Source organism: Romboutsia timonensis (assembly GCF_900106845.1).
Classification (GTDB): domain Bacteria; phylum Bacillota; class Clostridia; order Peptostreptococcales; family Peptostreptococcaceae; genus Romboutsia; species Romboutsia timonensis.
Genome location: NZ_LT629850.1, coordinates 1,594,460 through 1,609,132, shown reverse-complemented (window position 1 = coordinate 1,609,132; position 14,673 = coordinate 1,594,460). Strand labels below are relative to the sequence as shown.

General features: G+C 28.2%; 16 protein-coding genes. 15 read left to right on the top strand and 1 reads right to left on the bottom strand.

Features of this window, described 5'->3' with window-relative positions; translation table 11 throughout:
* Positions 1 to 39: 39 nt before the first annotated feature.
* Positions 40 to 903, bottom strand: a complete 864-nt coding sequence (locus BN7997_RS10305) for an AraC family transcriptional regulator (RefSeq protein ID WP_071120701.1) — start codon at positions 901 to 903, stop codon at positions 40 to 42.
* Positions 904 to 1,045: 142 nt separating this feature from the next.
* Between BN7997_RS10305 and BN7997_RS10300 the strand changes: the two genes are divergently transcribed.
* The 15 genes from BN7997_RS10300 (at position 1,046) to BN7997_RS10240 (ending at position 14,172) form a co-directional block, all read left to right on the top strand.
* Positions 1,046 to 3,235 (top strand): alpha-galactosidase, encoded by a 2,190-nt coding sequence (locus BN7997_RS10300; protein ID WP_071120700.1) that lies wholly within the window; start codon positions 1,046 to 1,048, stop codon positions 3,233 to 3,235.
* A 21-nt stretch (positions 3,236 to 3,256) separates the two neighbouring features.
* On the top strand, positions 3,257 to 3,424 hold the full coding sequence (locus BN7997_RS15615; RefSeq protein ID WP_154665249.1) for a hypothetical protein: 168 nt from the start codon (positions 3,257 to 3,259) through the stop codon (positions 3,422 to 3,424).
* Between the two features lie 273 nt (positions 3,425 to 3,697).
* Positions 3,698 to 4,243, top strand: coding sequence for an NADH peroxidase (locus BN7997_RS10295; protein ID WP_071120699.1), 546 nt, complete (start codon positions 3,698 to 3,700; stop codon positions 4,241 to 4,243).
* Positions 4,244 to 4,558: 315 nt separating this feature from the next.
* Positions 4,559 to 5,209 (top strand): nitrite/sulfite reductase domain-containing protein, encoded by a 651-nt coding sequence (locus tag BN7997_RS10290; RefSeq protein WP_071120698.1) that lies wholly within the window; start codon positions 4,559 to 4,561, stop codon positions 5,207 to 5,209.
* A gap of 805 nt (positions 5,210 to 6,014) precedes the next feature.
* Entirely contained in the window at positions 6,015 to 6,149 is a 135-nt protein-coding gene (locus BN7997_RS16340; protein WP_330385877.1) for a hypothetical protein, read from the top strand.
* 38 nt (positions 6,150 to 6,187) lie between these two features.
* A complete protein-coding gene (gene amrA / locus BN7997_RS10285) occupies positions 6,188 to 7,435 on the top strand; it encodes an AmmeMemoRadiSam system protein A (protein WP_334292254.1) in 1,248 nt (415 codons plus the stop codon).
* A complete protein-coding gene (gene amrS, locus BN7997_RS10280; protein WP_071120697.1) occupies positions 7,425 to 8,411 on the top strand; it encodes an AmmeMemoRadiSam system radical SAM enzyme in 987 nt (328 codons plus the stop codon). Before amrA ends, amrS begins: the two co-directional genes overlap by 11 nt.
* Before the next feature lie 180 nt (positions 8,412 to 8,591).
* Complete coding sequence (gene ureA, locus BN7997_RS16065) at positions 8,592 to 8,894, top strand: urease subunit gamma (RefSeq protein WP_071120696.1); 303 nt, start codon at positions 8,592 to 8,594, stop codon at positions 8,892 to 8,894.
* A 15-nt stretch (positions 8,895 to 8,909) separates the two neighbouring features.
* Positions 8,910 to 9,272, top strand: coding sequence for an urease subunit beta (ureB, locus tag BN7997_RS16060; RefSeq protein WP_071120695.1), 363 nt, complete (start codon positions 8,910 to 8,912; stop codon positions 9,270 to 9,272).
* 14 nt (positions 9,273 to 9,286) lie between these two features.
* Positions 9,287 to 11,005: an urease subunit alpha gene (ureC, locus tag BN7997_RS10265; RefSeq protein WP_071120694.1), complete on the top strand. Its 1,719-nt coding sequence runs from the start codon at positions 9,287 to 9,289 to the stop codon at positions 11,003 to 11,005.
* A 17-nt stretch (positions 11,006 to 11,022) separates the two neighbouring features.
* Entirely contained in the window at positions 11,023 to 11,532 is a 510-nt protein-coding gene (locus BN7997_RS10260) for an AmiS/UreI family transporter (RefSeq protein ID WP_071120693.1), read from the top strand.
* Between the two features lie 12 nt (positions 11,533 to 11,544).
* Positions 11,545 to 12,015 (top strand): urease accessory protein UreE, encoded by a 471-nt coding sequence (locus tag BN7997_RS10255; protein WP_071120692.1) that lies wholly within the window; start codon positions 11,545 to 11,547, stop codon positions 12,013 to 12,015.
* Between the two features lie 23 nt (positions 12,016 to 12,038).
* A complete protein-coding gene (locus tag BN7997_RS10250; protein ID WP_083335089.1) occupies positions 12,039 to 12,740 on the top strand; it encodes an urease accessory protein UreF in 702 nt (233 codons plus the stop codon).
* A gap of 12 nt (positions 12,741 to 12,752) precedes the next feature.
* Entirely contained in the window at positions 12,753 to 13,379 is a 627-nt protein-coding gene (ureG, locus tag BN7997_RS10245) for an urease accessory protein UreG (RefSeq protein ID WP_330385898.1), read from the top strand.
* On the top strand, positions 13,372 to 14,172 hold the full coding sequence (locus tag BN7997_RS10240) for an urease accessory protein UreD (protein WP_071120690.1): 801 nt from the start codon (positions 13,372 to 13,374) through the stop codon (positions 14,170 to 14,172). Before ureG ends, BN7997_RS10240 begins: the two co-directional genes overlap by 8 nt.
* Positions 14,173 to 14,673: the final 501 nt, after the last annotated feature.

Here is a 14,673-nt window from a genome sequence, read left to right as displayed (position 1 = left end):
GTTTACTAACCTCTAGTTTTTTTATGAATATATTATTAATTATAAATTATTTTTATAGAGGTTTTCTCTATATTGCTTAGGGCTATAGCCACTATATTTTTTAAATGTTTTAGAAAATGTAAGAGGGTCTATATATCCAACTGATCTAGAAATATCCCCTATAGATAGTTCTAGTTTTTTTAATAATTCATAAGCTTTATTCATTCTAACACTAAGTAAGAATTCTTGTGGAGAAACATTTAAGCTTTTTTTAAATAAGCTAGATAAATAGCTTCTGTTTAATCCAACATAATTAGCTATATCAGTTACCTTTATATTATTAGCAAAGTTATTATTTATAAATTCTATTGATTTTTCTATATATAATGTATAAGAAAGATCTTTATTTTCAGAAACATTATAATCAACTGAATCTGATATAGTACTTAAAAATAAGTATAATAAGCCTTGAAGTCTTAACTCATCACAATTACGCATTCTATTTATTTTTAACATATCTAAAACATAGTCTTTAAGTAATTCTTTATGATTACTTTCAAATATTAAATTTTCGTGACTTAAATTAGCATATTTTAAATATTGTTCTGACTTTATACCATTAAATGCAACCCATATATAGGTCCAAGGATCATCATTATCCGCTTCATAGTAAGTTAAGTCACCAGGGCATATTAAAAATCCTTGATTTTTTTCTAAATTATATACTTTATCACCAACTTTATAGATTCCTTTTCCATCAAGTATATAATGTATAATATAGTGCTCTCTTATTGCAGGCCCAAAACTATGAGAAGATTTACAAACCTCTATTCCACAAAAACATAAACATAAATCTACATATTCTTTTTTTGTTGACTCTAAATATTTAATTCCATCGTCTTCGAAATATATATATGATGACATATAAAAACCCCTTTTGTTTATTTTAATATAACATAAAACCATATTTTGTTAACATATGTATATATTATTTTAATACATAAAAATATACAATACTAGATATAAAGAAAAAATTAGTAAATAAAATACAGGGGGAATTTATAAAATGGCAATAGTTTATGACGCAAGTAGCAAGACTTTTAATTTATCTACATCAAAAACTAGCTACGTTTTAAAAGTGCTAGATTCTAATCATGTAGCCCATGTTTACTGGGGGAAAAAAATAAAGGCTAAAAATTTAGATTATGTACTAAGAAGTAAAAATTGGGGAAGTTTTTTAACAAATACAGATAATATAGATGATTTTATGTTAGAAATGACACCTCAAGAATATCCAGGATATGGTAGTACAGATTTAAGAACGCCAGCAGTTGAATTGCAGTTTTCAGATGGTACAAGTGCTACAGATTTTAGATATGAATCACATAATATATATGCAGGTAAGAATAAATTAAATAATTTACCAGCAACTTATGTTGAAGATGAAAATGAAGCAATGACTCTTGAGTTAACGTTAGTTGATTCTTTAAAAAATGTAAAGCTTATATTAAGCTATAGTGTTTTTGAAGAGTTTGATGCAATAACAAGAAGTGTAAAAATTATAAATGAATCTAATGAAGATGTTAATATAAATCGAGTTTTAAGCGCGAATGTTGATTTTAGAGATAGCGATTATGAGCTTTTACAATTGTCAGGGGCTTGGGCTAGAGAAAGACATATAATAAGAAAAGAAATAAGAAGTGGTAGTCAAAGTATTGAAAGTAGAAGAGGTTCAAGTAGTCATGCTCAAAATCCTTTTATGGCTTTAGTTAGAAAAGATACAACAGAACAACATGGAGAAGTATATGGATTTAGTTTAATTTATAGTGGAAACTTTTTAGCTAACGTTGAAGTTGATATGTATGAAAATGCAAGAGCTCAAATAGGTATAAATCCATTTGATTTTACATGGCTTTTAAAATCAAAAGAAGAATTTACAGCACCAGAGGCTGTGCTTGTATACTCAAATGAAGGATTAACAGGTATGAGCCATATTTATAATTGTCTTTATGGAAAACGTTTATGTAAAGGTAAGTATAGAGATGAAGTAAGACCAATACTTATAAATAACTGGGAAGCTACATATTTTGATTTTAATGAAACAAAAATAAAAGAAATTGCGAGGGAAGCTACAAACCTAGGAATGGAATTGTTTGTATTAGATGATGGATGGTTTGGAAAAAGGGATGATGATAACTCATCTTTAGGTGATTGGTTTGTTAATGAAGAGAAGCTAAAAGGTGGATTAAATAAATTGGCAACAGAAATAAATGAAATGGGATTACAATTTGGGTTGTGGTTTGAACCTGAAATGGTATCACCAATAAGTGAACTTTACAAAGAACATCCAGACTGGTGTATTCACATTCCAGGAAGAAATAGGTCTGAAGCTAGAAGACAATTAATATTAGATTATTCAAGAGAAGATGTTTGTAATTATATAATAGAAAAAATAAGTGAGGTATTATCATCAGCTCCAATATCTTATGTTAAATGGGATATGAATAGAAATATGTCAGAGATAGGTTCTGCTAAATTACCTGCTAATAGACAAAGAGAGGTGGCACATAGATACATACTAGGTTTATATAAAGTTTTAGAGGAAATAACTACAAGATTTCCTGATGTATTATTTGAAAGTTGTTCAGGTGGAGGGGGAAGGTTTGACCCAGGAATGTTATACTACATGCCACAAACTTGGACTAGTGACAACACAGATGCTATAGAAAGATTGAAGATACAATTTGGAACAAGTATGGTTTATCCAAATGCATCTATAGGATGCCATGTATCTGCGGTTCCTAATCATCAAGTTGATAGAATTACACCTATAGAAACTAGGGGAGTAGTTGCTATGAGTGGAAATTTTGGTTATGAGTTAGATATAACTAAGCTTCCTGAAAGTGAAAAAGAAATTATAAAAGAACAAGTAAAACTATACAAAGAAATAAGAGAGACTATACAATTTGGTAAATGTTACAGATTAAGTAGTCCATTTGAAAACAATGATATAGCTTGGATGTTTATATCTAAAGATTGTGAAGAAATTATAGTTAGCTTTGTAAGAACATTAGCAAAACCTAACTCTAAGTTTATTTCTTTAAAACTTGTAGGATTAGATGAAAGTTCAAAATATGAAATATTGGGAGAAAACATAATAGTTGGTGGAGATGAACTAATGAATATTGGTTTGAATGTTCCTGAGTTAAAAGGAGACTATCAAGCTAAGATGTGGAGATTAAAAAAAGTTAAATAAATTTATAGGGGGATAATTTCTATGAAATTTGCAAAAAGGGTAATGAGTCTTACTTTAGTAATGGGATTAATGGTAAGTAGCTTAACAGGTTGTACATCAAGTAAAGATGATACAGCAAATAAAGGTGATAAAACAAAGGTAGTATTTATACAAGGAAACTATTATATGAGGTGTTTCACTAACACATAGTTTAAACTAAGTGAAACCTTTATTTATAAAATAATGCAACTTTATAAATAGATATAATAAATTATTTAAAATAAATGTAATAAGAAAAATATAGGATTTCTTTATTTTTATGAATAAATATAAATTACGTATATTGTATACATAAATGGAATAAATAGTGTATAAAATATAAAAAAATATTATAAAATTATGTTTAAGAATAAAATTATTAGGTATATATATAATATAATAAATTATCGATAAAAAAGGTTAATATACGGAGGGAATATAATTATGAAGAAATTTGTATGCGTAGTATGTGGATATATACATGAAGGAGAAACTGCTCCAGAAGTATGTCCAGTATGTAAGGTTGGAGCTGACAAGTTCGAAGAAATGAAAGGTGAATTAAAATGGGCTGATGAACACAGAATAGGTGTAGCTCAAGGAGTAGACGAAGAAATACTTGAAGGATTAAGAGCAAACTTTGTTGGTGAATGTACAGAAGTTGGAATGTATTTAGCAATGTCTAGACAAGCTGATAGAGAAGGATATCCAGAAGTTGCAGAAGCTTACCAAAGAATAGCATTTGAAGAAGCAGAACATGCTGCTAAATTTGCTGAATTATTAGGTGAAGTAGTTGTTGCTGATACTAAGGCTAACTTAGAAGCTAGAGTTGAAGCTGAATATGGAGCAACTGAAGGTAAATTAAAAATAGCTAAGAAAGCTAAAGAATTAGGACTTGATGCAATACATGATACAGTTCATGAAATGTGTAAAGATGAAGCTAGACATGGTAAAGCATTCTTAGGATTATTACAAAGACATTTTAATAATTAATATATATACACCCTTAAATAAGGGTGTATTTTTACATATAAGTAAATTATAAGATAAAATTTTTTGTGGACAACCTATAAATATAAGTAATAACAATAATTTTAGAAATAAAAAATAATATTTTGATAAACGAATGTGACCGAAATGCTTCGTCAACACGTTGCTCAAAGTGGTAGCCAGTGTCATATAATTAGATACATGAGTGTATCGAAATTTTTATGAAAATAAATATAATGTAGAATATATATAAATTAATTAATATTTGGTAATATGGGATATATACCTTTATATAAAGAACACAAGAGAGGAAATGAAATGGCGAAATATGCAAAGATACAAAAGAATATAGATGGAAAAGAAAAATACTCTATAACACCACAAATACCTGGTGGTTATATAACTCCTGAAAATCTTATAAAAATAGGTGAAGTAGCAAAAAAATACAATGCTTCATTAAAAGTTACTTCTGCCCAAAAGATATGTATAGGTAATTTAAAAGAAGAAGATATAGATACTATATGGGAAGAATTAAATATGGAGCCTGCAATAAAAAATATATGTTCAGTAATTAATGTTGAAGTCTGTTCAGCTAATTTTTGCAAAAGATCTAAATATCCGATAATAGGTATAGGCATGAAGCTTACTAGAAAGTTTCATGGTATAGAACTTCCTGGGAAAGTTAAGATTGCAGTAGCGGGATGCAAAAATGCTTGTATAAATGCATACACAAAAGATATCGGTGTATTATCTAGTTTAGATGGAAAGTTATTTATAGTAGTAGGTGGAAAAGGTGGATTAAATCCAAGAAAGTATGATTTATTAGCTGAAGGTTTATGCGAAGTTGAAGTTATAAAAATAATTGATAATTTATTAAGTTATTATAAAGAAAATGGACTAGAAAAAGAAAGACTTTCTAGTTTTATAGATAGGGTAGGTATACAAGAAATAAAGCAAAGTGTTATTTAGAAAAGAAATCAAACTTAAATATTGTAATAAATAAAAAATCCAAATAAAAGATTACATCTTTGTTTGGATTTTTTACGTATAAGGGAATTATATTATGAAAAATATTGTGGATAACCTATGAATATGAGTAATATCAATAACTTTATAAATGTAAAAAATAATATTTTTGAGTAACGGATGTATCTGTAGCGTGAGCAAAGATATATCGTTGGCGAAATGAGCGAAGCGAATTTTTTACGCTTAAGGATATTATAATATTTTAAAAAATGTGGATAACTTCTGAATGTAAGTAATATCAATCAACTGGTTTTGAGCGTAAAAAAGATTTTGAAATGCTTCGCCCACGCAGTGGCTCAAGCAACGGACGAAGTCGTTGGCGACATGAGCGAAGCGAATTTTTTATTTATAGATAAATATAGTATAAAAAGCTATTATTTGAAAATTTAAAATAGGATTTTATTCTTATAAAAAATATTGGTCATAGTAAGAATAAAAAGTAATTAAAGTCTAAATACTAAGTTTGTGAATTTAAGTTTTAAAATATAGAAAAATGTAGGTTATGATTAACATAAATTGGTTTGTAAATGAACTAAAGATTTATCAAGAACTTTCATTTTTCTTTACTGTAGCTTAAGGTTATGTCGTTGGGAAACTTAAGCTATTACAAAAAGTTGATTTTTATAAACTACGTAAAGAAGTATCTGACTATAGATTATTTAATAAAGCAACGTGTATGAATAATAAATATTTTACTAATCATATCCGTTGCTTTATGCGTATATAAAACAATGTTAGGAGGAATGAAATGAAAAATATATTAGGATACTATTTAATGCCACATCCACCATTAATAATTCCAAGTATAGGAAAAGGTGAAGAGAAAAAAATACAAAATACTATAAATGCATGTGAAAGTATAGGTAAGGAGATAGCATTTTAAAACCTGAAACTATTGTAGTTATAACACCTCATGCAACAATGTTTTCAGATGCAATAGCTATATCTAATGAAGAAAAAATAAAAGGAAATTTAATAAAATTTAGAGATTTTGAAACTAATATAGAATTAGAAATAGATAAAGAGTTTAATGATGAACTTCTAAATTTATGTAAAAGTGAAAATATATCTGCAGCAGGGATAGACTCTAATTTACTTAGAAGATTTAATAAAGATTATGAATTAGATCATGGCACAATGGTTCCAATGTATTTTATAAATAAGTATTATACAGATTACAAGTTAGTACATATAACATACTCAATATTAAACGATATAGAATTATATAAATTTGGAATGGCTATACAAAAAACTGCAAAAAACTTAAACAAAAATACAGTAATAATAGCTAGTGGGGATTTATCACATAGATTAACAGAAGATGGTCCTTATGAGTATTCACCACAAGGAGCTAAATTTGATAAAGAATTAATTGAAAACTTGGAAAATGATAATGTTGTAAATATATTTAATATGGATAAATGTATGATTGAAGAAGCTGGAGAATGTGGGCTAAGGTCTTTATATATACTCCTTGGTGCTATGGAAGGAAATAGTATACAGGGAGAATTATTATCATATGAAGGTCCATTTGGTGTTGGATATGGTGTTATGAAATTTAAGCAAGAAGGTGAAAATATAAGTAACCTAGATAAATTATTAAAGATTAAAGAAGAAAGTTTTAATAAAAAGATATCTAATTCAAATCCTTATGTAAAATTAGCTAGAGAAAGTTTAAATTATTACTTTAAAAACAAAAGATTAATGATAGCAAGTAATGATTTACCTAGAGAAATGCTTGAAGAAAGACATGGAGTATTTGTATCTCTTAAAAAGTTTGGACAATTAAGAGGATGCATAGGAACTATTTTTCCAACAACTGATTGTGTAGCAAATGAAATAATAAGAAATGCAATACAAGCAGCAATTGCAGATCCTAGATTTTTAGAAGTAACAGAAGATGAGCTTGTAGATATTGATATATCAGTAGATGTACTAACAAATCCTATTAAAGCTATAAAAGAAGAATTAAATCCTAAAATATATGGAGTAATAGTAAGTAAAGGACAAAACAGAGGTCTTTTATTGCCAGACCTTGAAGGGGTTGATACAGTAGAAGAACAGTTAAACATTGCTTGTCAAAAAGGTGGTATAAATCCAAATAGTGATTATAATATAGAAAAATTTGAAGTTATAAGATACAAAGAAGGTGAAAATAATGAAATCTAATATAATGTTTTACGATAAAAAAGAAGACAGTATTAGATGTAAGTTATGTCCTCATAATTGTATACTAAAAGAAAATAAATTTGGAGTTTGTAATGTAAGAACAGTAGAAAATAATATAGGTGTTGCTATAAACTATGGAGAAGTAACATCGGCTAATATAGACTCTATAGAAAAAAAGCCCTTATACCATTATAAGCCAGGAAAAAATATACTGTCAGTAGGTACGTTTGGGTGTAATATGAGTTGTAGCTTTTGCCAAAATTATGAAATATCTCAACAAGTGCCGAAAAGTGAATACATAGACCCTGATAAATTAATAAATATAATTGAAACATTAAATGATAATATAGGAATAGCATTTACTTATAATGAACCTTTTATGTGGTATGAATACATATATGATGTAGTAAAAAAAATAAAAGGAAGAAATAAAGATATAAGTACAGTTTTAGTTACTAATGGATATGTAAATAAAGAACCATTAGAAAAAATACTTCCATATATTGATGCTATGAATATAGATTTAAAAGGATATACAAATAAATACTACAATAATATATGTGGTGCAAAGCTAGAGCCTGTTTTGGATACAATAGCTTTAGCTAGTAAGTATTGCCATATAGAAATAACAACTCTTATGGTAAGAGGTGAAAATGACTCAATAGATGAGATAGAAAATATAGCTAAGTTTATAGCTAGTGTTGATAAAAATATCCCACTCCATTTAAGTAGATATTTTCCAAGATATAACTTAAATAATCCACCTACAGATATAGAGAGTATAATAAAAGCTAGAGATATAGCGAAGAGATATCTAAATTATGTATATATAGGTAATGTGGCAGGTGTTGATAATAATACTTATTGTCCTGATTGTAATGAAAAATTATTAACTAGAGGTATATACACAACTACAGTGCACATAGATGATAACAAATGTGATAACTGTGGAAAAGATATAAACATTGTATTATAGACAATATTTATTTTATTACTGCAACTAAAAACATAAATTTAAAAATACTTTTATCAATATGATAAAAGTATTTTTTATATATAAGGAAATTATTAATATAGAAATGGATAATTCAGAATATAATAACAAAAATTGTAAATAATTACAAAGGTATAGAAATTTAGATATAAGGAGAAGTTTATGAGATTAACACCTAAAGAAATTGAAAAATTGCTTTTACATTGTGCAGGAGAATTAGCAAAAGATAGAAAAAATAGAGGAATAAAATTAAACTTTGTAGAATCAACTGCACTTATATCATCAGAACTTTTAGAATTAGCAAGAGAAGGAAAGTCAGTTCCAGAGTTGATGAGACTAGGAACAAAAATTCTTACTAAAGAAGATGTTATGGAAGGAGTTGCTGAAGTTTTACATGAAGTTCAAATTGAAGCAACATTTCCAGACGGAACTAAATTAGTAACTGTGCATAACCCAATTCAATAAAAAGAGGTGAAAATTATGGTACCAGGAGAAATAATACCAGCTAGAAAAGAAATTACTATAAACGAGGGTAAAAATACAACTACTTTAAAGGTTGCAAATAGTGGAGATAGAGCTATTCAAGTAGGATCTCACTATCATTTTTTTGAAGTTAATAAATCATTACAATTTGATAGAGAAAAAGCATATGGAATGCACTTAGATATAGCATCAGGAACATCAGTTAGATTTGAGCCAGGTGAAGAAAAAGAAGTAAACTTAGTAGCATTTGGTGGTACTCAAAGAGTATTTGGATTTAATGCTTTAACAGATGCACAAATAAATGACACAACTATAAAAAGATCATTAGAAAATGCAAAAATAAAAGGATTTATAAAATAAGGTAGGTGATAAACATGAGTCAAAAAATAGAAGCAGGTAAGTACATATCAATGTATGGTCCGACTGTTGGAGATAAAGTAAGACTTGGAGATACAGATTTATTTATAGAAGTAGAAAAAGACTACACAGTTTATGGAGATGAATGTAAATTCGGTGGTGGAAAAAGTCTTAGAAATGGTATGGGTCAATCAGCTACAGGAACTAGTAAAAATGGAGATTTAGACTTAGTAATAACTAATGCATTAATACTTGATTACTGGGGTATTGTAAAGGCTGATATTGGTATAAAAGATGGAAAAATAGTTGGAATAGGTAAGGCAGGAAATCCTGATACTATGGATGGAGTAGACCATAATATGGTAGTTGGAGCAGGTACAGAAGCACTTTCTGCAGAAGGTGCAATAGTTACTGCTGGTGGTATAGATACTCACATACACTTTATATCTCCGCAACAAATAGATACAGCGCTATATAGTGGTGTAACAACTATGATCGGTGGTGGAGTAGGACCATCAGATGGAACTAATGCTACTACATGTACACCAGGACCTTGGAATATGGAAAGAATGCTTGAAGCAGCAGAAGAATATCCAATAAACTTAGGGTTCTTTGGTAAAGGCAACTGCTCAACAAAAGGTGCATTAAAAGAACAAATATTAGCAGGAGCAGTTGGACTTAAAATACATGAAGACTGGGGAGCAACTCCAGCAGTAATAGATACTTGTTTAAGTGTAGCTGATGAATATGATGTGCAAGTTGCAATACATACAGATACATTAAATGAAGCTGGGTATATAGAAGATACAATAGAAGCAATAGCAGGAAGAACTATACATACATTCCATACAGAAGGTGCAGGAGGAGGACATTCACCTGACATAATAAAAGCAGCTGCTTTTGGAAATGTATTACCAGCATCTACAAACCCAACTATGCCATTTACTGTAAATACAATAGACGAGCACTTAGACATGCTAATGGTTTGTCACCACTTAGATAAAAAAATAGAAGAAGACGTTGCATTTGCAGACTCAAGAATAAGACCTGAAACAATAGCAGCAGAAGATGTACTTCACGATATGGGTGTATTTAGTATAATGAGTTCTGATTCTCAAGCTATGGGTAGGGTTGGAGAAGTTATAACTCGTACTTGGCAAACTGCTCATAAAATGAAGGTACAACGTGGTCCATTAAAGGAAGAAAAGGGAGATAATGATAACTTTAGAGCTAGAAGATATGTAGCAAAATATACTATAAATCCTGCTATAGCACAAGGAGTTTCTGATTATATAGGATCTATTGAGGTTGGTAAATTTGCAGACTTAGTTGTATGGAATAATGCTTACTTTGGAATAAAACCAGAAATGATAATAAAAGGTGGTATGATAGTTGCAGCTAAAATGGGAGATCCTAATGCATCTATACCTACTCCACAACCAGTAATATATAGACCTATGTTTGGAGCTCACGGACAAGCTAAATATAAAAGCTGTTTAACTTTTGTATCAAAAGTATCATATGAAAATAAAATAAATGAAAAATTAGGTCTTAAAAAGACTGTTTACCCAGTTAAAAACTGTAGAAATATAGGTAAAAAAGACATGGTATTAAATAATGCAACACCAGAAATAACAGTAAATCCAGAAACATATGAAGTTAAAGCAGACGGTGTTTTACTAAAATGTGAACCAGCAAAAGAACTGCCTTTAGCTCAAAGATATAATTTATTCTAAAAAGAAGGTAGATAAAAATGTTAGGAGTAGTTTTATTATACGTAGGTATAGTATTAATAAATAATGGTATTGCAAGAATCAATAATATTGATGCTAAATCAGCAGCAGTAATGAATGTTTTTGTAGGTTTATTGTCTATAATTATTAATATTATAACTATAGTACATGGAGACTTTCAAGCAATGAATGACATAGGAGATTTCTATTCAGCAGCTACAGGGCTATTATTTGGCTTTACATATTTATTTGTAGCTGTAAACTCTATATTTAATTTAGATCCTAGATTATATGGTTGGTATAGTTTATTCGTTGCAATTAACTCAGTACCAGCAGCTTATATAGAGTATTTTGTAAATGGTGACTGGAGAATGGCTGTAATATGGATACTATGGGGTATTTTATGGCTAACAGGTTTTATCGAAAATGTATTAAAGAAACATCTAAGTTTTGTACCATATTTAGCAATATTTGAAGGTATAGTTACAGCTTGGATACCAGGATTTATGATATTAACAGAATTATGGTAAATAGGAGTTTATATGTTAGTTGAAAAAGTAATTGGAAATATAAATGATGAACAATTTAAAAATAGTAACATTGATTATGTAGATATTGAATGGCATGAAGCATTTAAAAAGCTTCATAGAAAAACTAGCCAAAGTGGAATTGAGGTAGGTATAAAATTAGATAATGATATATTAACAAGAGGGCTTCGTCAAGGTGATGTACTATCTATAAATGAAGATAATGTTATAGCTGTTAATATCCCCAAAGATAAAGCATTAGTTGTTAAAGTTGATGATACTCATTTAGTTCCAAAGGTTTGTTATGAGATAGGCAATAGACATGCTACTTTATTTGAAGGAGATAATCACAATGAGTTTATAACAATATATAGTGAGCCAATGAAAGAAATGCTAGAAAAAATAGGAGCAAATGTTACAGTAGAAGAAATTCAATTTGATTTTAATAAAAGTATATCATCATCTATAAATGCACATCATCATTAAAATATTAATGAAGGGATAGACACATGAAAAGTTCTATAGATAAAAATTTATTTATGCTATTTCAAATAAATGATTCTTTATTTCCAATAGGAGCGTATAGTCATTCATATGGCCTTGAAACATATATACAAAAGAAGTTGGTTACAAATGTAGATACAGCATTTGAATATTTAAAGTGTAATTTAAAATTTAACTTCTTGTATAGTGAACTATTGGCTATAAATTTATCATATGAATATGCCGATAAAGAACGTTTAGATAAACTAATAAGATTAGATAATATATTAAATGCAAGTAAATCACCTAAAGAAATAAGATTGGCAAGTCAAAAATTAGGCTCAAGATTTATAAAAACATTATTAAGTACTGAGATTAATTATAAAAATAATAACTTTTTAGATTATGTGAATAAAAGTAAAAATAATTTACCTACGCATACTGTTGCATATGGAGTATTTTGCCAGTCAGTAGGGATTGAAAGGGAAAGAGCAATAGAGGGCTTTCTATACTCTTATACATCGTCAACAATTACAAACTGTGTAAAAAGTATTCCTCTTAGCCAAACTCAAGGGCAGCAATTACTTTATAAATCGCATGATATATTTGAAGAAGTAATTAATAAGTTAGATGAATTAACAATAGATGATTTATGTTTATCAACACCAGGATTTGATATAAGATGTATGCAACATGAAAATCTTTACTCAAGACTTTATATGTCATAATGAAATGGAGGGATTTTTATTTCTTACGTAAAAATAGGAGTAGCAGGACCTGTAGGTTCTGGTAAAACTGCTTTAATAGAAAAATTAATAAGAGTAATGTCAAAGGATTATAGCATAGGTGTAATAACTAATGATATATATACAAAAGAAGATGCAGAGTTTTTACATAAAAACTCTATACTACCAATGGAGCGAATAGTTGGTGTTGAAACTGGAGGATGTCCTCATACTGCAATTAGAGAAGATGCTTCTATGAATCTAGAAGCAGTTGATGAATTAGCTAATAAGTTTTTAGATCTTGATATAATATTTATAGAAAGTGGAGGAGACAACTTATCAGCAACATTTAGTCCAGAATTATCAGATGCTACAATATTTGTAATAGATGTAGCTGAAGGTGATAAAATACCTAGAAAAGGTGGACCAGGAATAACACGTTCTGACCTATTAGTGATAAATAAAATTGATTTAGCACCATATGTTGGAGCTGATCTTTCTGTAATGGAAAGAGATTCAAAGAAAATGAGAGATGATAAACCTTTCATATTTACTAATATTAGAGGTATGGAAGGAGTAGATGATGTTGTAGATTGGATAAAATCCAATGTATTATTAGAAGGGTTAAATCAGTATGAGTAATAAATATGCAGAAGTTTCAAGGGTAAAAATAAGAACATTAAATAAAAATGGCAAAACTATACTTGATGATATTTATTTTACTTCACCATTTAAGGTTGCTCCACCATTTTATAAAAGTGATGATTTTATAAAGGTTATAATTATGTCATCTTCAGCAGGAACTTTAGAAGGTGATGTTCAAGAGTATGATATAACTTTAGGTGATAACACTAAGATGGAACTTACTTCACAGTCTTTTGAAAAAATACATACTATGATAGATGAAGAGGCAACTAGAGATTGTGATATATATATAGGTAAGAATAGCTTTTTAAGATATAACTTACTTCCTACAATTCCTTTCAAAGACTCTGCTTTTAAAAGTAATATAAATATAAAACTTGAAGATTCATCATCTAAGTTAATATTTATGGATATTATAAATTGTGGAAGAGTAGCACATGGTGAAAAGTTTAAATATAAATATTATAAATCATATGTAGAAGTTGAATGCGATAATAAGCTTGTATATGTAGATAATACTAATTATAATCCAAAAGAGATGGATATAGAGAATTTCGGTATGTATGAAGGATACACTCATTTTGCAAATATACTAATAGCAAACTTTACAAATAATAATGAAGTTTTAAATACTATTAGGGATATTTTAAAAAATAGTGATGTTGAGGGAGCTGCCTCTATCACCCAATATAATTATATAAGTATTAAGATACTTGGATACAGTTCGGATAAATTAATACAAGTGAGCGATAAAATAAGTGAATACTTAATGGATTTAGATGTAAATTAAATAATATAACTCTTGTGCTAGTTAAAATATGATTACTGAGAATACTGTATTCTATCAATATATATTTTGATAGTTAAAAAACTTTATATAGTAATTTCAATATACTTAGTAAAATAACTAGCACAATAGATTAATACAATTAAATATGTAAAATAAAATTATTAAAAAAGAAGGTTGCCTTAAAGGTTAATCTTCTTTTTTGCATATATAATGAAATTATGGTATGAAAAATTTTGCTGATAATCGCAAAAAAATAAATTTTTGAAATACTTCGCCAACGAAGTAGCTCAAGCAACTGATGAAACTAATTATAATATTTAAAAGTAAGCTATAATTATTTTACAAGTTCTAAGATAAATGTTGATTTGATACACATTATGTACATTTATTATTAAGTTCGATTACTATAAAACTTACACAGAATAAGTAACATAATATGTTTTAAAATCATAAGATAAAGTGAAATTAAGCATTTTTTTTGATTATAAAGTCAAAATTTAT